This is a genomic window from Pedobacter soli (assembly GCF_900101435.1).
GTDB lineage: Bacteria > Bacteroidota > Bacteroidia > Sphingobacteriales > Sphingobacteriaceae > Pedobacter > Pedobacter soli.
This window is the reverse complement of sequence record NZ_FMZH01000004.1, coordinates 324,480-338,141: the sequence shown is the minus strand read 5'-3', so window position 1 is coordinate 338,141 and position 13,662 is coordinate 324,480. Positions and strand designations below refer to the sequence as shown.

Below are 13,662 nucleotides of genomic sequence, written 5' to 3'. Positions count from 1 at the left end.
TCAAGTATCAAGACAGTCTAGCCGATCGTCAATACTTGCTACTCGATACTTACTACTCGATACTTACTACTTGCTACTTGCTACTCGATACCCAATACTACTTGCTACTAATAACTCCCTACAAAGTCAAACTATCCCAAATCACCTGATAAACATCTACCGGCGTTAAAGCTTTATCTATTTTATTAGCAGTTACCAATATTGGCTTAAATTCTTCTTTGGTGTTAATCCTTCCGTGCGAGCCTTTAATTAAAGTGGCATCCAGCGGAATTACATCCATCACATACCTGAAGCCTGCTTTTTTTCGCAGCAATTTATATCCGGCCCTTAGCTTAGAGGTCATAAACATTTCAACCGGATCGTAACCTGGTTTTTTATGGATATCTACTACCCTGGCATAATCGGGAGCTTTGGCATCATCTAACCAGAAATAATAGGTAAACCAGCTATTTTCATCAGCCATCAATACCAAATCGCCAGAACGTTCGTGGTTAATGTGGTGTGCCTCCTGTTCGTTTTTATCCAATGTGAGTTCGATGCCCGGAACGGTTTTAAGCAAGGTTTTTACTTTTTCGGTAACCGATTTATCGTTAATGTAAACATGTGCAATCTGGTGATCAGCTACCACAAACGCTTTTGAAGCACCTGCATCAAGCAATTCTAAACCACGCTCTTCGCGGATTTGGATCAGGCCATTTTCCCTGAACAAACGATTAAGATGAATCGGATTGTTAACCGGCGCGATACCATATTCGGAAAGTAAAATTACACGCGCGCCTCTGCCTTCGTAAAACGCAACCAAATCTGCAACTACCTGATCTATTTCCTGTAATTCAGCTCCAATTTTTGTTTCATCGGGACCAAATTTCTGTAAGCAATAATCGAGGTGCGGCAGATAAATCAGGCTCAGTGTTGGGTTATGGAGCTTTTCAGTTTCAATAGCTGCATCAGCAATCCATCTGGTCGATTTAATGTTGGCTCCCGGTCCCCAGAACTGAAATAGTGGGAACTGGCCCAGTTTAGTTTGTAAGTCATCTCTAAGCTCGGCTGGTTGCGAATAACAATCGGGTAGCTTACGTCCATCGGCCAGGTAATTGGGACGTGGAGTTACCGAATAATCAACAGTCGAATACATATTGTACCACCAGAACATGTTTGCACAAGTAAAATTGGGGTCTTGCTGTTTGGCTTTATCCCAAATCTTGTCGCCCTGTACCAGCTTGTTCGATTGTTTCCAGAACTTTACTTCGCATTCTGCATGATCATACCAGCCATTACCAACAATACCATTCTCCGAAGGATATTTTCCGGTTAAATAAGCCGATTGTGCCGCAGTAGTAACCGCAGGCAGCAAAGGCGCAACGGTTGTTAAGTGCTTTTCGGCAATATATTTTTGGAGGAAAGGTGTATTTGCGCCTATAACCGACTTAGATAAGCCTACAATATCAATTACAACTGTTTTATGCATGATTTACTGTGCTAATGTATTTTTTACCCAATCCAGTTCGCGGATGATGGATTCGTTTAGTGGTGCTTTCAATTGAGCTGGCAGCACTTCCCAGGTATAGGTCTCAACTTCGAGGTGATTGGTAAAAGGATTGTTTTTTTGTAGTTCCAATACCGTTCGAATATCCGACTGGGTAGATTGGATCAGGCCCATATCCTCCACAAAGATCGGCACATGGAAATGTGCGCGCCATTCCTGTACATCTGGCCTTTCGGCATCAGCCAATGCGTTCGAAAGATCAGGATAGCGAATTAAAGCGCCATCTTTCTGCTGTGCAATAACCTGATGCAGGTAAACCGGCTCGTCAAACCCGGCAAGTGCATCCAATACCGCCTTTCTATCGGCTCTGGTTTCCGGTAATTTAGCCTTTAAAGCTGCGCTGATCTGGATTTTACCCACCTTAATGCCTTTCTCTTGCAGCTCTTGCACAATGGCAGCATGTGGTTCGTAACCGATCGCAAAATGGCAAACATCGTAACACAGGTTAATATGTGTTTTGATAATTTCTTCGGCCTTTTCGGCAGTAAAACCTAAATCTGCTGCCCAGGTAGTTTTTCCTAAAGGTAGAAGTTCATTTTCATACCAGTCAATAAATTCAGGTCCTGATTCGAGAAAGCCATCTGGCTCGGGTTCAATATCGAGGTGAATGAGTTTACCGCTGTTCAGGTATATTTTATGCAGTGCTTCGGCTACAGCCAAAACATGAGTCGTTGCTTTAACGGTGGCTGCTTTTCTATCAGCAGCATCTTCAAACCAGGGTTTATAGCTTAATGGCGAGGTAGAAATACCAGCATCCATATGATCCGGCACCAGCTGTGCTAATATTTCAGCCAGGCGGATGGTATAATCCAAACGTTCTGTTGTGGTCCAGTCGGGTGCATGTACCTGATCTTTAACCCGGGAATGGTGAAAGCCTCCGTAAGGAAAGCCATTCATCGTAAAAACATAGCCCCCTTCGGCATCCAGCCATTGCTTAAATTCAGTTAAATGCGCTGCTTCAAACAATTCGATACTGGCCAGATTAGAAAGGCGTAAACCAATTCCCATAGCTTCGTTGGGCGATAAAGCTGTCTTTAATTTCGGAAAACTATCTTTAAGTACGGCAAAATGTGCTGACCAGCTTTCGCCGGCATATATATTGGTACAAAAGGTTAAATGACCTGAATTTAATTTCATAGTACGGTAGTAGTTGAATGTTGAGCCGCTTGATTCTGGAGCAATTCAGCAGCCTGTTTTAATATGCTGGCATCTATCTCGTGAACTTCTTCGCCTTTACCCAAAGCAGTAAGCAGCGTGATTGTTAACTGACCACCAAGATGTTCTCTAAATTCTTCTAGCCCCTGTAAAATAGGACTATTAGCTCCATTTACCTGAAGTAAAGGATGCGTTAATTCAAAGCCCAATGCCTGGATTACAGCGATAACCCTTTGGGCATCTGCAGCACTAATTCTTCCGGATAGGTTCGAATAAACCGTATCTAAAGCAATGCCCATGGCCACGGCTTCGCCATGTCTGATTTCGAAATTGGTTAAATACTCGAGTTTATGTGCGCTCCAATGGCCAAAATCAAGCGGACGTGCAGATCCGTTTTCAAAAGGATCGGCACTGCGGATGTGCTCCAGGTGTAACTTCGCACATTTCCAGATCTGGTAATTCATGGCTTCCCTGTCGCGGTTGGCCAGTGCAGTAGCATTAGTCTCCAGCCACTCAAAAAACTCCAGATCTTTAATCAATGCCACTTTAATCGCCTCCGCAATACCAGAACGCCAATCGCGGTCAGACAGGCTGTTCAACAACAACTCATCGTTAAACACCGCAACAGGGGGCGAAAATGTGCCCAGAAAGTTTTTCTTATTGAAATAGTTGATTCCGTTTTTTACACCTACACCCGAATCATTTTGCGAAAGCACAGTACTGGGTATACGGATGTGTTTAATGCCCCTGTGCGCAATGGTAGCAGCATAGCCTACCATATCAAGCACGGCACCACCGCCAATAGCCGCCACGAAAGAATGCCTGTCGATACCATGGGTATTAATGGCCTCCAAAACGCGGTCAAGATATTGGGTATCATTCTTCACCAATTCGCCACCAGGAATTACAATAATGTCCTGAACCAATTGCGTTTGACTGTATTGACTAAAGTATTTCTTTATTTCAGAAGTTAAACCGGTATGCGCTTCTGCTACCCCTTCATCAATTATAAAAAGAATCTTTTTTATGGTTACAGCAGGGTTAAGCTGACGCAGAAAATCGCTAAAAAGGGTGTTATCAACAGCAAAAAGTGCTGAGGTAAAGAAAACATTATAATTGTACTGTACAGTAAATGATTGTTGTAAATGTTCCATAATAATTGGATTTCAGTTTAAATCGGATCAGGTTACGGCGAAAAGTTTAGAGAGCCCCATAGAAACGGGCAACAAAGCCGCAATCACAAAAGCAAGGATCAGTGCATCAAAAGTTACTGCCCAGGCTGCATCCATCAAAATTAACGATATTACCCCGGCTTTAACAGCTGCGCCAATGTTTTTACCCACAGGTTGCTTAATGGCTTTTAACAATGGTTTAAAAATCATAAAGGTAAAGGGCAGTAGAAACAACAGCGACCATAATAATCTGTCGTTAATAAAAGCAAAATAAGCAATGGCGCAAATAACAATGCCGTAAAGTAAAGCGGCCAGGTATAAATTTTTAGCTGTACCACCATGTACTTCGCCACGGCTGGTCATGGTGATAGAGAAAATATAAATTACCGGAATAACAGCCAGATAATAATGGCTGTACAACATTTCGGGCACAATGCTTAAGCCCAGTAAGAGGTTAAAACCGCGGCATAGGCCCATGTTTAAAGGACCAAAAAACGAATGGTGTTTGCCAAATTTATTGTAAAGCAGCGCAAATATGGCCACCAAAATGGCCAGTGTGCCTGATGCTGTACTGTTTAAAAATGCCAGGCCAATTGCAGCCAGTAATAACAAGCTACCTAAAAGTGCTGCGTTTTGCAAGCTAATGATACCATTTGGGATGGCACGCTCCGGACGTTCTATTTTATCAAGCTCAGCATCAAAAACATCGTTAAAAACAATACCTCCCGCATACAGGCAGGCGGTAGATACGCACAAATAAAAAACAGATAACCACGGAATCGCAAAACCCGCAGTTAAAATACCAGAAATAGCAATTCCCGCTAAAATATCGGCTACCGAAGTAACCACGTTAGCGGGGCGCATGATGCGCAGGTAAACAATTATTTTCTTCAAGGTAATTAACTAATAATCATTGACGATTTATCGGCACGCGGCTGTTGGCCACCACGTAAAATGGTGTTACCTTCAAACTTTACCGATTGATCGATATTTTGTGGAGTGTTAAAATCAGCTTCATCAATTTGTCCGCTTTGCGCAAATGCAGTAATGGCATTACGGTAAGTTACCAGTTCAATCGCCTCGTTGCTTAAACCATGTATTTTCATTAAGGCTGCTGTTTTGGGCACGGCCAATGGGTCGCTAATGCCCCAGTCGGCTGCAGAATTAACCATAATACGTTCAGGACCGTATTGTTTTACAATTTCTACCATCCGCTCGTTACCCATTTTGGTAAAAGGATAAATGGTAAAGGCGGCAAAAAAGCCTCTGTCTAAAACCTCTTTTACCGTTTCTTCATTGTTGTGATCAACAATAACACTGTAAGGATCGAGGCCATGCTCTATGGCAATATCCATACTGCGCTGCGTACCTTTTTTCTTATCGCGGTGCGGTGTATGAATTTGCACCGGAAGTCCTGCTTCTTTAGCCAGCTCTAGTTGTGCGCGGTAATATTTTTCTTCGGCAGCGGTTTGGTCGTCGAAGCCGATTTCGCCAATCCCTACTACCCCTTCTTTATAAATAAACAAAGGTAAAATCTCCATCACCTGTTCGGCCAGGCTTTCGTTATTGGCTTCCCTTGAGTTTAAACCAATGGTACAGTAATGTTTTATCCCAAATTGCGATGAACGGAATCTTTCCCAGCCAATTAAACTGCTATAGTAATCTCTAAAACTGTCTAAGCCGGTACGGGGTTGACCCAGCCAAAAAGCTGGTTCTATCAAGGCTACTACACCTGCATCGGCCATGGCCTGGTAATCGTCGGTAGTTCTCGAAGTCATGTGAACATGTGGATCAAAGAATTTCATGCCACTTACCACACTAATATCAAACGCTTCAGGCGCTCCCATCATCGCTTTATCTCTTTCAATTGAATTACTGCAACACATATTTAGTTATATTTTTCTTGGTTTGGTTAAAATTGGTCCCAGCTTAAACTGTTTGTTGTTAAAACGTTTTTAAGCTCAGGGAAAGTATTGATATAGTCTTTTGCCGGTTGATAATCTGAACCTGCAACTGCCAGTGCAATAGCGCGTTGTTCTACCTGATCGTAATGTTGTAAACCGGTTTTCAATACCTCAAAAATTTCGCTGTTGGTAAACTTGCCAACAAGGCGCCATAATTGTGGATTTACTTTACGTCCGGCAGCCCAACGTTCTTTAGCATAATCAGTTAAAGTTAGTGCCAATGCTAAATTTGCACGTTCATCTAACCCCACAATGACGTTAATACTTTTTTCGGTAAAAAACGCTTTTAATACCAGCTGGTTCCAGGCGGCTTCATCAAGGTACTGCGCCGGGTATGGGTTATTTTCCATAATGGCTTCCAATACCGACCCGATATTACTCCTGATTCCTTCTGCACAACGTAGGGCCCAGATTTCAGGAAAGGGTAAAAACGGAAGTGCCGAATACAAAGCCACAGCTTCGTTCATTTCTGCCGATAAGCATAACTGACTGATAGCCTTATATAACTTGTCCTGATCGGTAGCTGGTAAATTACTCAATAACCAAACCCGGCAAAGCCTGTCGATGCTCCATTGGGCAATGTAAGTCAGGTCTGCTTCATTAAGTGCTGCCAACTGCGAATCAGAAAGCTGAACAATGGCTTTACCGGTTTTGCGCGGTGCCATTACAAAGGTCTTTCCAATGCTATTTATCTGATCAGGAGTTGTTTCCCAGGCCCCCAGCCAGCTTAATCCCTCGCCTTTCAGGTTGGTTTTTATAATATCAAGTAACAGTTTATTAGTCGTTACCAAATCACTTTCTTTCATCATCACAAAAATATATCAGAACTAGATCGTACCCGCGGCTACCAGATAATCAATCAGCAGGGCTCCTGTAATAATCAATAAGCCAAAAAATTCTCTCGTTTGTTCGATATAAGGTTTGGTAGCCTGCATACTTTCTACCAAACTGGGCCTTTTATATTTCATTATCCAATCGCGAACACCATCTTTTGCAAAGAATAAAATAGTTGCATAAACAAGGTAAAAAGCCATCAGAAACAAATAAACCAGTGGATAATAAAGACCAAAAGCAGCTAAACCACAGCAAATTGCAGCGCTCATATAGATGGATACCCAAAGGTAAGGATCTACATCGTTAAGGTTAACATAGGCAAAACCTATAAAAGACAAACAGAAAATACTGTTGAGAATTATTAAAAGCATTTGAATTTTAAAAAAATTAAATCTAGTTAAATCGATTTTTTAATGCAACCGAAAGGACAAAGTTATTTAAACTCACAGCTTTTTAAACCTAGATTTGTAAAATTATAGTCTCTTTTAGCATTAGTACAAGATTGAACTGCTTAGGACTGTGATATACAGCCTGCTGACTGCCTATTGTAACAAATATGTTTACATTATCTTGCAAGCTTAAAGAGGGCTTTTTTTACCTTAGTTTCATGAAAAAGCTTGTTCTGTTTCTTTTATGCGGCATGGTAGCTGTACGCACTATAGCCCAGCAAACCCAAAAACCAATGTTATATGGCAGTAACTGGATGGCCATTACCGGAAAACCGATGGCGGCAACAGCCGGATCGATGATTTTTCAGCAAGGTGGTAATGCGGTAGATGCTGCCTGTGCCATGCTGGCTGCTACCTGCACCATGTGGGATACCCTGAGCTGGGGAGGCGAAACACAAGCACTGATTTACAACCCTAAAACGGGCAAAGTAATTGCCATAAATGCTATGGGCGTAGCGCCAACAGGTGCTACAGTAGAATTTTTCAAAAGTAAAGGCTATAATTTTCCACCCGAATATGGTCCGCTGGCAGCCACTACACCTGGCACACCCGGTGGATTAATTTATATGCTGAGCCAGTACGGAACCATGAGCCTAGGGCAGGTATTGGCACCGGCCATGCACATGGCAGCAGGTTATGCCATCGAAGCACAGGCTGCCAACAGTATCGAACGCGATAAAGAACGCATTAAAACCTGGCCATACAGTAAAAAAGTATTTTTAACACACCCGGACGAAAAGCGCGAGGCACCGGAGGCGGGCGAGATCTTTGTACAAAAAGATTTGCTTAATACGCTCACCAAAATGGTTGAAGCGGAGAAAGAAGCCCTAAAAAAAGGAAAAAATCGCAAAGACGCTTTAATGGCCGCATACGATCGTTTTTACAAAGGAGATATTGCCCGTGAGTTTGTAAGAGGCAGCAAAGAACAGGGCGGCTTAATTACGATGGAAGACCTGGCGAAATGGAAACCTGTTGAAGAAGCACCTTTAAGCACCAATTACAAAGGTATTGAGGTATATAAACTACAGCAATGGACACAGGGACCGATGCTTTTGCAGGCCTTAAACATCCTCGAAAATTTTAACCTGAAAGAAATGGGCTACAACAGTCCAAAATATATCCATACCGTTTATCAGGCCATGAACATGGCTTTTGCAGATCGTGATTTTTATTATGGCGACCCGAATCAGACACCAAGCGAGCCCATGAAAGGCCTGTTAAGTAAAAATTACGCCAAACAGCGTGCAGCGCTAATCCAGTTTGAAAAGAATGATGCTAAGATTGGCCCGGGCGACCCCTATCCTTTTCAGGGACAAAAAAATCCATACCTCAACCTGTTAAAAAGCCGTGGTTTTGAAATCGACACCACCAAACGCAACTTTGCACCAAAACATGATTTAGGGAATTACACGCCAAAAGCAGTATACGAAGACCGCCTATGGAGAGGAACAACTTCTATTGAGGCCGCCGATAAAGAAGGCTGGGTAGTTTCGGTAACACCAAGCGGTGGCTGGCTGCCGGCCTGCATTGCAGGAAATACCGGCATTGGCATGAGTCAGCGTATGCAGAGTTTTGTGCTCGACTCTACCCTGAATCCTTTTAATGTGGTGGCACCAGGCAAACGCCCAAGGGTAACCTTATCGCCATCGTTATTTTTAAAAGACGGCAAACCCTATGTTTCGGCGGCTGTGCAAGGTGGTGATACGCAAGATCAGAACCTGCTACAATTCTTTTTAAATATGGCCGAGTTTGGCATGACGGTGCAAAAAGCAACAGAAGCTGCTAATTTTAACACCAACCAGTTATGGCTTTCGTTAGGAGGAAGCAAAACAGCGGATAGAGCACCAAAAGCAGGACAGATTTTACTGAACAGCAATACGAAAGAAGAAGTGCGTACGGCCTTAAAGAACATGGGCTATATCCTCAGTTTTGGCGATCGCACGAGCGGACCGATCAATGCCATTTATTTTGATCGCGCGCATGGCACCTTTTGGGGAGGTTCGAGCAATCATGGCGAAGATTATGGCATCGGCTGGTAACGAAAGCCACCTTTAGTCTTTCCAGCCGAAATTATAGCTTGCTTTAACCGGCTGAGCCATAATTTCGAAATCTTCGCTAAAATCGGCATTAAAAAGCTGAAAACGTACAGGCCACTCATCTTTGAGCATGGTAGAAACAAACTTGGAAAAAATGCTTGTAAAACTCCTGAAGCTCACCCTTTCCTTGCAAATGATCAGGTATTCATCATCTGATTTGGTAATCACTTCGGCAATCACATTACCCCAGCGCGACAGGAGTTGTACTGGCAACTCGTGGTAATGCTGCGATTCAATCAGCTTGCAAATACCTTCAAGCAGTGCATCGGAAAGCGGACTACCGCTTAACTGTTGCCATTTACCATTCCATTTTTCTAAACTGCCTAAAAGTTCTCCATCCTGAACCAGTCGCCAGGGTTCGTTTTGCGAAAACTGGATAAGCTGATAATGGCTTGATTTTTCATCACTTTCCGTAAAGAAATAGTCTAATTCGATCATGCTTTATTTGTAGGGATATACAAACCTACAAAATAAATACTAAAAATAATAGCATTATATCGGTAAATTTTCCCGCTTGAAAGCTTTGCGTTTTCAGGTAATCTGATATTATTTTATGCCAGGCAAATACTAATATTGTTAGCTCAACAATATAAGCCCCGTAAAAGGTAAATCAGCACCATGTATCAGCGTTACTATAATTGTAAATTGCGCTGAATAAAAGTTTTATTCTATTAATATTCAGATTTTTATAAAAATCAATTAAATAAAAATATAAATAAAAAATGTTATAAAATTAACCTGTTAAACGCTTTTAAACATGATCTTTTTAAGGTACTTCCGAAGGGGAAGATCCATAAAAACAAGCACACCGTAAGCTAATAGAACCAGGGCAATTGTCCCGATTGGTATCAATATTTGCATGGTAGCCATATCAGGTTTTTTCACTTCGATATAACTTAAAAAAAGCCAAAGGAAAGGATAATGGATTACGTAAAGCGGATAAGAAATTTCGCCAGAAAACTTACAGATTTTAGATAGTTTGGGCTGTAACGTAGCTCCTGCTCCCAGCGCTACTAATAACGGAAAATAAAATACAACCAGGAGCGGATCGATAATCGCATTGGCTTTAGAGAATGGTATAAGAAAGACAACCAAAAGTAAAATACCCATTGAAACAAAACCCAGTTTCGACCTGATAATCCATTTTGAACGGTAGACTAAAATCCCTGCCAGAAATGAAAATAAAACCCTGATGCCGCCTCCAAAAAAATTATCGCCACCCCACCCTACGCCCAGGTAACCTGCCTTTTGTGCTTCGAAACCCAGCATTACCGCAGCAATGATGGTTAAAACCCATAATACTTTATTGGGTAGTTTGATCAGTACAAGTGCATAAACGATATTGGCCAGGTACTCCCAAAACAACGACCAGGTTGGTGGATTAAGGTGAAAAAGATTGAAATAACGCTCCTGTACCAACGGATAAGGCACCATGAAACATGACGACACGAATAGGATAAAAGTTTGTGCGTAGCCATAAACGTCCTGTAGCTTACTAAAAGGATCGAAAATAAAGGCCAACACGCCTATTATTGAACCTATAATTACCAATGGATGCAAACGGATAAACCTGAGTTTTAAGAAAGGAATAATGCCCAGATCGGCTAATTTATGATCGTAAGCGTAAGCAATAACGAAGCCCGATAAACAGAAAAAGAAATCGACTGCAAGATAGGCATGCGCAATAAAGTTGTCTTTGTAATCTGGCGTAGCAAATTCCATGAAATGAAAAATAACCACGGCTACCGCAGCAAGGCCTCGGAGGCCATCTAAAATTTCGAAATGCTGTTTGGTTTTTAACAGGCCATTTGGTGTAGTGTTTAAGCTCATTGTGTTGTGTTGAACCACAATGATAATATTTTATGAAATGAACTTAAGGGCAAGAAAGGAAATAGAGACAAAACATAGAAAGAATGAGATTTTTTAGCTAACCTGCCGGTTAAGCGAAAAAACTAAAGCAACATTTGCGGCGCATAGCCCGCTGCAAACATATTGACGAACGATTTAGGCGTTAAAACCTGTACTTCATCTAAAACAGGGAAAGGAATTGGTTTTTCGTAGCCTGCGGCTGTCCACAAATGCAACTGTCTAGCTTTAACGAGGTAAGGCTTGTTTTGATAAGCAACAAAAGCACCATCAGGTAGTAGATCAAGGCTTTCTTTGTAAGAAACTTTGGTTTTATCGGCTGCAATCCTCTCACGCTGCAAAATATCGTCAATTTCGGTCACAGCAGTTTTCATGTTAAACCCATATCCGGGATTCCCTTTTAACCAGTACATTTTAAAACGCTGGTGATCTGCATAACGGCACTGAAAGCAAGGTCTGTGTCCGGCTGCAAAAGCAGTGGCTTCATCTAAAAAGAAAAGCTCTGTCCAGCGATTGGGCTGCATGATTTCGCGGTGCCGGCCTCTAAACTGAAGTGCGCAGGTAATCCAGGCCTTAACCTTAAACTGGCGCACAATTTCTTTATCGGCATTGTGTATTACCCCGCGGTTACCCAGCCAGGTGCCCCGGTGCGGAGTTTTAATGATTTGGCCGAAGGGATTTACACGATTTTGTAACATGCCGTTTTTAATTAGCCAAAACCTGCGCTTCTTCTCTTACATTTAAGGCCGCCTGCAACTCAAATTCGCCAATTAGTGCGTCTTTCACCAGGCGGTAAGCATGATCTTTCGCTTCGGCAAAAGAAATACTGTATTTGCGCTCAATTGATTGAATATTTATTGGAAAACGCGAAAGCAGCTTGTCGTAATAAGCATTGAGTATCTCAGTTGTAGGCATGGTAAAGCTTAAGCGAAGCTGAAAACGCCTTAACAAAGCTGGATCTATAAACGATTCGTAATTGGTTGCACAGATTAACAAAGCATTTTCAGGAAAATAATCAATCATCTGGATCATGGTATTCACCAGGCGGTGCATTTCGCCTACATCTTTATCGCCCTCGCTCCTCGCCTTGCCTATCTGATCAAATTCATCTAAGAAAAGAACTGCTTTCTCTCTTTTTGCTTTATCGAAAACCATTTTAACATGCTGGGCAGTTTCACCTAAGCGGGCACTGATTACATTACTGAGATTGAGCACCAACAGGTTTTTGCCTAGCGCACCAGCAATGGCTTTAGCTGTAGTAGTTTTACCGCAACCCGAGCTGCCGTGCAACATCACTTTGTTATTAACCGGCAATTCGTACTGGCGCAGTTGCTCAATGTAACTGTGCTCCCTGATGAGTTGGTTAAGCAGGAGTCGATTATCTTCGTCTAAAAATAAATCATCCAGTTTGATCTGTTCTTTATCGCTTATAATCAGGTCGGTTATGTTCATCATCCCTTTTAGGTATTATTGAGCCACAAAAATAAAAATAAGCCTGAATTTAATTGTAAAGCGTAATTGAATGCTTTAAGTATTTACATAGCTATAGCATATCCAGACTTGATTCAATCTAAAATGCACAATTAAAGGACATATTTCGTTACTTTAGCCTGCTACAAAAGCTTTACCCCCATTTTTTGAGAGATGTTTGATTTTAGACTGAAGGTTTTTTATATCGTTGCCAAACGGCTCAACTTTACCAGGGCTGCCGAAGAATTATTTATTACACAACCCGCAGTAACCAAGCATATACAGGAAATAGAGGCCTTTTACAAAACCAAACTTTTTGACCGGAACGGAACGAAAATTAAAATTACGCAGGCCGGTAATATTCTTTTAAAACACGCCGAAGCATTGATCAATATTCACCGCAATATCGATTTTGAACTTGCTGCATTGGCTAAAAACATAAAAGGAACACTTCGCATAGGTGCAAGTACAACTATTGCACAGTATTTCCTACCGAAGTACCTGGCCTCTTTCAGACAGCAATTTCCAGACATCACTATATCACTTAAATCGAACAATACCGAAGCAATAGAAAACCTGCTGATTGAAAATAAAATTGATTTAGGATTGGTTGAAGGGCAATCTAAACGCCCTCACATTAAATATACGCCATTTGTACAGGATGAAATTGTACTCTGCACCGGTAGCACTAATCCACTGGCTAAAAAGGCTGTGATTAGCTTAAACGAACTTCAAAAGCTGCCATTGGTATTGCGCGAGCCAGGTTCAGGTTCATTGGAGGTGGTAGCCGCAGCATTAAAAAATGCAGGTCTGAGCCTTTCTCAACTTAACAGGGATCTGGAACTGGAGAGTGCCGAAAGTATAAAGGCCTACCTGCTCAACACCAATGCTTTTGCTTTCCTTTCCATTCACGCGATACTAAAGGAACTTAAAAGCGGCGAATTAAAGATTATCGACATTAAAGGCCTTGATATTACACGTGTATTCTATTTCATTACCCAACAAGGCGACACCCTCGACTTGCAGGAAACTTTTATTAAACATCTCTCCTCTTATAACTTTAAGTTATAACAAATAGCAATTATTCATTTCTATACCTTCAGCATGCTA

13 protein-coding genes are annotated in these 13,662 nt (G+C 41.8%); 2 read left to right on the top strand and 11 right to left on the bottom strand.

Annotated features, from left to right (window positions below; genetic code table 11):
- Positions 1-118: 118 nt before the first annotated feature.
- The 7 genes from BLR37_RS10955 to BLR37_RS10925 are packed head-to-tail and all read right to left on the bottom strand — an operon-like array spanning position 119 to position 7,042.
- On the bottom strand, positions 119-1,468 hold the full coding sequence (locus BLR37_RS10955) for an alkaline phosphatase family protein (protein ID WP_090768465.1): 1,350 nt from the start codon (positions 1,466-1,468) through the stop codon (positions 119-121).
- Between the two features lie 3 nt (positions 1,469-1,471).
- On the bottom strand, positions 1,472-2,683 hold the full coding sequence (gene eboE, locus BLR37_RS10950) for a metabolite traffic protein EboE (RefSeq protein ID WP_090768462.1): 1,212 nt from the start codon (positions 2,681-2,683) through the stop codon (positions 1,472-1,474).
- A complete protein-coding gene (locus BLR37_RS10945; protein ID WP_090768459.1) occupies positions 2,680-3,855 on the bottom strand; it encodes a 3-dehydroquinate synthase in 1,176 nt (391 codons plus the stop codon). Before BLR37_RS10945 ends, eboE begins: the two co-directional genes overlap by 4 nt.
- Before the next feature lie 27 nt (positions 3,856-3,882).
- Positions 3,883-4,767 (bottom strand): UbiA-like protein EboC, encoded by an 885-nt coding sequence (eboC, locus tag BLR37_RS10940; RefSeq protein WP_244154638.1) that lies wholly within the window; start codon positions 4,765-4,767, stop codon positions 3,883-3,885.
- A gap of 5 nt (positions 4,768-4,772) precedes the next feature.
- Positions 4,773-5,759 (bottom strand): TatD family hydrolase, encoded by a 987-nt coding sequence (locus BLR37_RS10935; RefSeq protein ID WP_090768454.1) that lies wholly within the window; start codon positions 5,757-5,759, stop codon positions 4,773-4,775.
- 26 nt (positions 5,760-5,785) lie between these two features.
- Positions 5,786-6,646: an EboA domain-containing protein gene (locus tag BLR37_RS10930; protein WP_143009562.1), complete on the bottom strand. Its 861-nt coding sequence runs from the start codon at positions 6,644-6,646 to the stop codon at positions 5,786-5,788.
- An 18-nt stretch (positions 6,647-6,664) separates the two neighbouring features.
- Positions 6,665-7,042 carry a transmembrane 220 family protein gene (locus BLR37_RS10925; RefSeq protein WP_090768448.1) on the bottom strand — a complete coding sequence of 126 codons (378 nt, stop codon included), beginning with the start codon at positions 7,040-7,042 and terminating at the stop codon, positions 6,665-6,667.
- Between the two features lie 236 nt (positions 7,043-7,278).
- Between BLR37_RS10925 and BLR37_RS10920 the strand changes: the two genes are divergently transcribed.
- The gene (locus BLR37_RS10920) at positions 7,279-9,159 is read left to right on the top strand and encodes a gamma-glutamyltransferase family protein (RefSeq protein WP_090768444.1); all 1,881 of its coding nucleotides are present in this window, start codon (positions 7,279-7,281) and stop codon (positions 9,157-9,159) included.
- 12 nt (positions 9,160-9,171) lie between these two features.
- On the opposite strand, the gene BLR37_RS10915 is transcribed toward BLR37_RS10920, so the two are convergent.
- The 4 genes from BLR37_RS10915 to BLR37_RS10900 form a co-directional block, all read right to left on the bottom strand.
- A complete protein-coding gene (locus BLR37_RS10915; protein ID WP_090768441.1) occupies positions 9,172-9,654 on the bottom strand; it encodes a hypothetical protein in 483 nt (160 codons plus the stop codon).
- A 303-nt stretch (positions 9,655-9,957) separates the two neighbouring features.
- Positions 9,958-11,046, bottom strand: coding sequence for an acyltransferase family protein (locus BLR37_RS10910; protein ID WP_090768438.1), 1,089 nt, complete (start codon positions 11,044-11,046; stop codon positions 9,958-9,960).
- Between the two features lie 122 nt (positions 11,047-11,168).
- The gene (locus BLR37_RS10905; RefSeq protein ID WP_090768435.1) at positions 11,169-11,780 is read right to left on the bottom strand and encodes a hypothetical protein; all 612 of its coding nucleotides are present in this window, start codon (positions 11,778-11,780) and stop codon (positions 11,169-11,171) included.
- A 7-nt stretch (positions 11,781-11,787) separates the two neighbouring features.
- Positions 11,788-12,537, bottom strand: coding sequence for an AAA family ATPase (locus tag BLR37_RS10900; RefSeq protein ID WP_244154637.1), 750 nt, complete (start codon positions 12,535-12,537; stop codon positions 11,788-11,790).
- Positions 12,538-12,726: 189 nt separating this feature from the next.
- On the opposite strand from BLR37_RS10900, the gene BLR37_RS10895 reads away from it, so the two are divergent.
- Positions 12,727-13,623 (top strand): LysR family transcriptional regulator, encoded by an 897-nt coding sequence (locus BLR37_RS10895; RefSeq protein WP_090768430.1) that lies wholly within the window; start codon positions 12,727-12,729, stop codon positions 13,621-13,623.
- The last annotated feature ends 39 nt before the right edge of the window (positions 13,624-13,662 follow it).

Excerpts from the sequence above, each read along its gene's own strand:
- BLR37_RS10900 (WP_244154637.1), bottom strand. The coding sequence starts at position 12,537 with ATGATGAACATAACCGACCTGATTATAAGCGATAAAGAACAGATCAAA.
- BLR37_RS10925 (WP_090768448.1), bottom strand. The coding sequence starts at position 7,042 with ATGCTTTTAATAATTCTCAACAGTATTTTCTGTTTGTCTTTTATAGGT.
- BLR37_RS10955 (WP_090768465.1), bottom strand. The coding sequence starts at position 1,468 with ATGCATAAAACAGTTGTAATTGATATTGTAGGCTTATCTAAGTCGGTT.
- BLR37_RS10935 (WP_090768454.1), bottom strand. The coding sequence starts at position 5,759 with ATGTGTTGCAGTAATTCAATTGAAAGAGATAAAGCGATGATGGGAGCG.
- BLR37_RS10930 (WP_143009562.1), bottom strand. The coding sequence starts at position 6,646 with ATGATGAAAGAAAGTGATTTGGTAACGACTAATAAACTGTTACTTGAT.
- BLR37_RS10920 (WP_090768444.1), top strand. The coding sequence starts at position 7,279 with ATGAAAAAGCTTGTTCTGTTTCTTTTATGCGGCATGGTAGCTGTACGC.
- eboE (WP_090768462.1), bottom strand. The coding sequence starts at position 2,683 with ATGAAATTAAATTCAGGTCATTTAACCTTTTGTACCAATATATATGCC.
- BLR37_RS10910 (WP_090768438.1), bottom strand. The coding sequence starts at position 11,046 with ATGAGCTTAAACACTACACCAAATGGCCTGTTAAAAACCAAACAGCAT.
- BLR37_RS10895 (WP_090768430.1), top strand. The coding sequence starts at position 12,727 with ATGTTTGATTTTAGACTGAAGGTTTTTTATATCGTTGCCAAACGGCTC.
- BLR37_RS10915 (WP_090768441.1), bottom strand. The coding sequence starts at position 9,654 with ATGATCGAATTAGACTATTTCTTTACGGAAAGTGATGAAAAATCAAGC.
- BLR37_RS10905 (WP_090768435.1), bottom strand. The coding sequence starts at position 11,780 with ATGTTACAAAATCGTGTAAATCCCTTCGGCCAAATCATTAAAACTCCG.
- BLR37_RS10945 (WP_090768459.1), bottom strand. The coding sequence starts at position 3,855 with ATGGAACATTTACAACAATCATTTACTGTACAGTACAATTATAATGTT.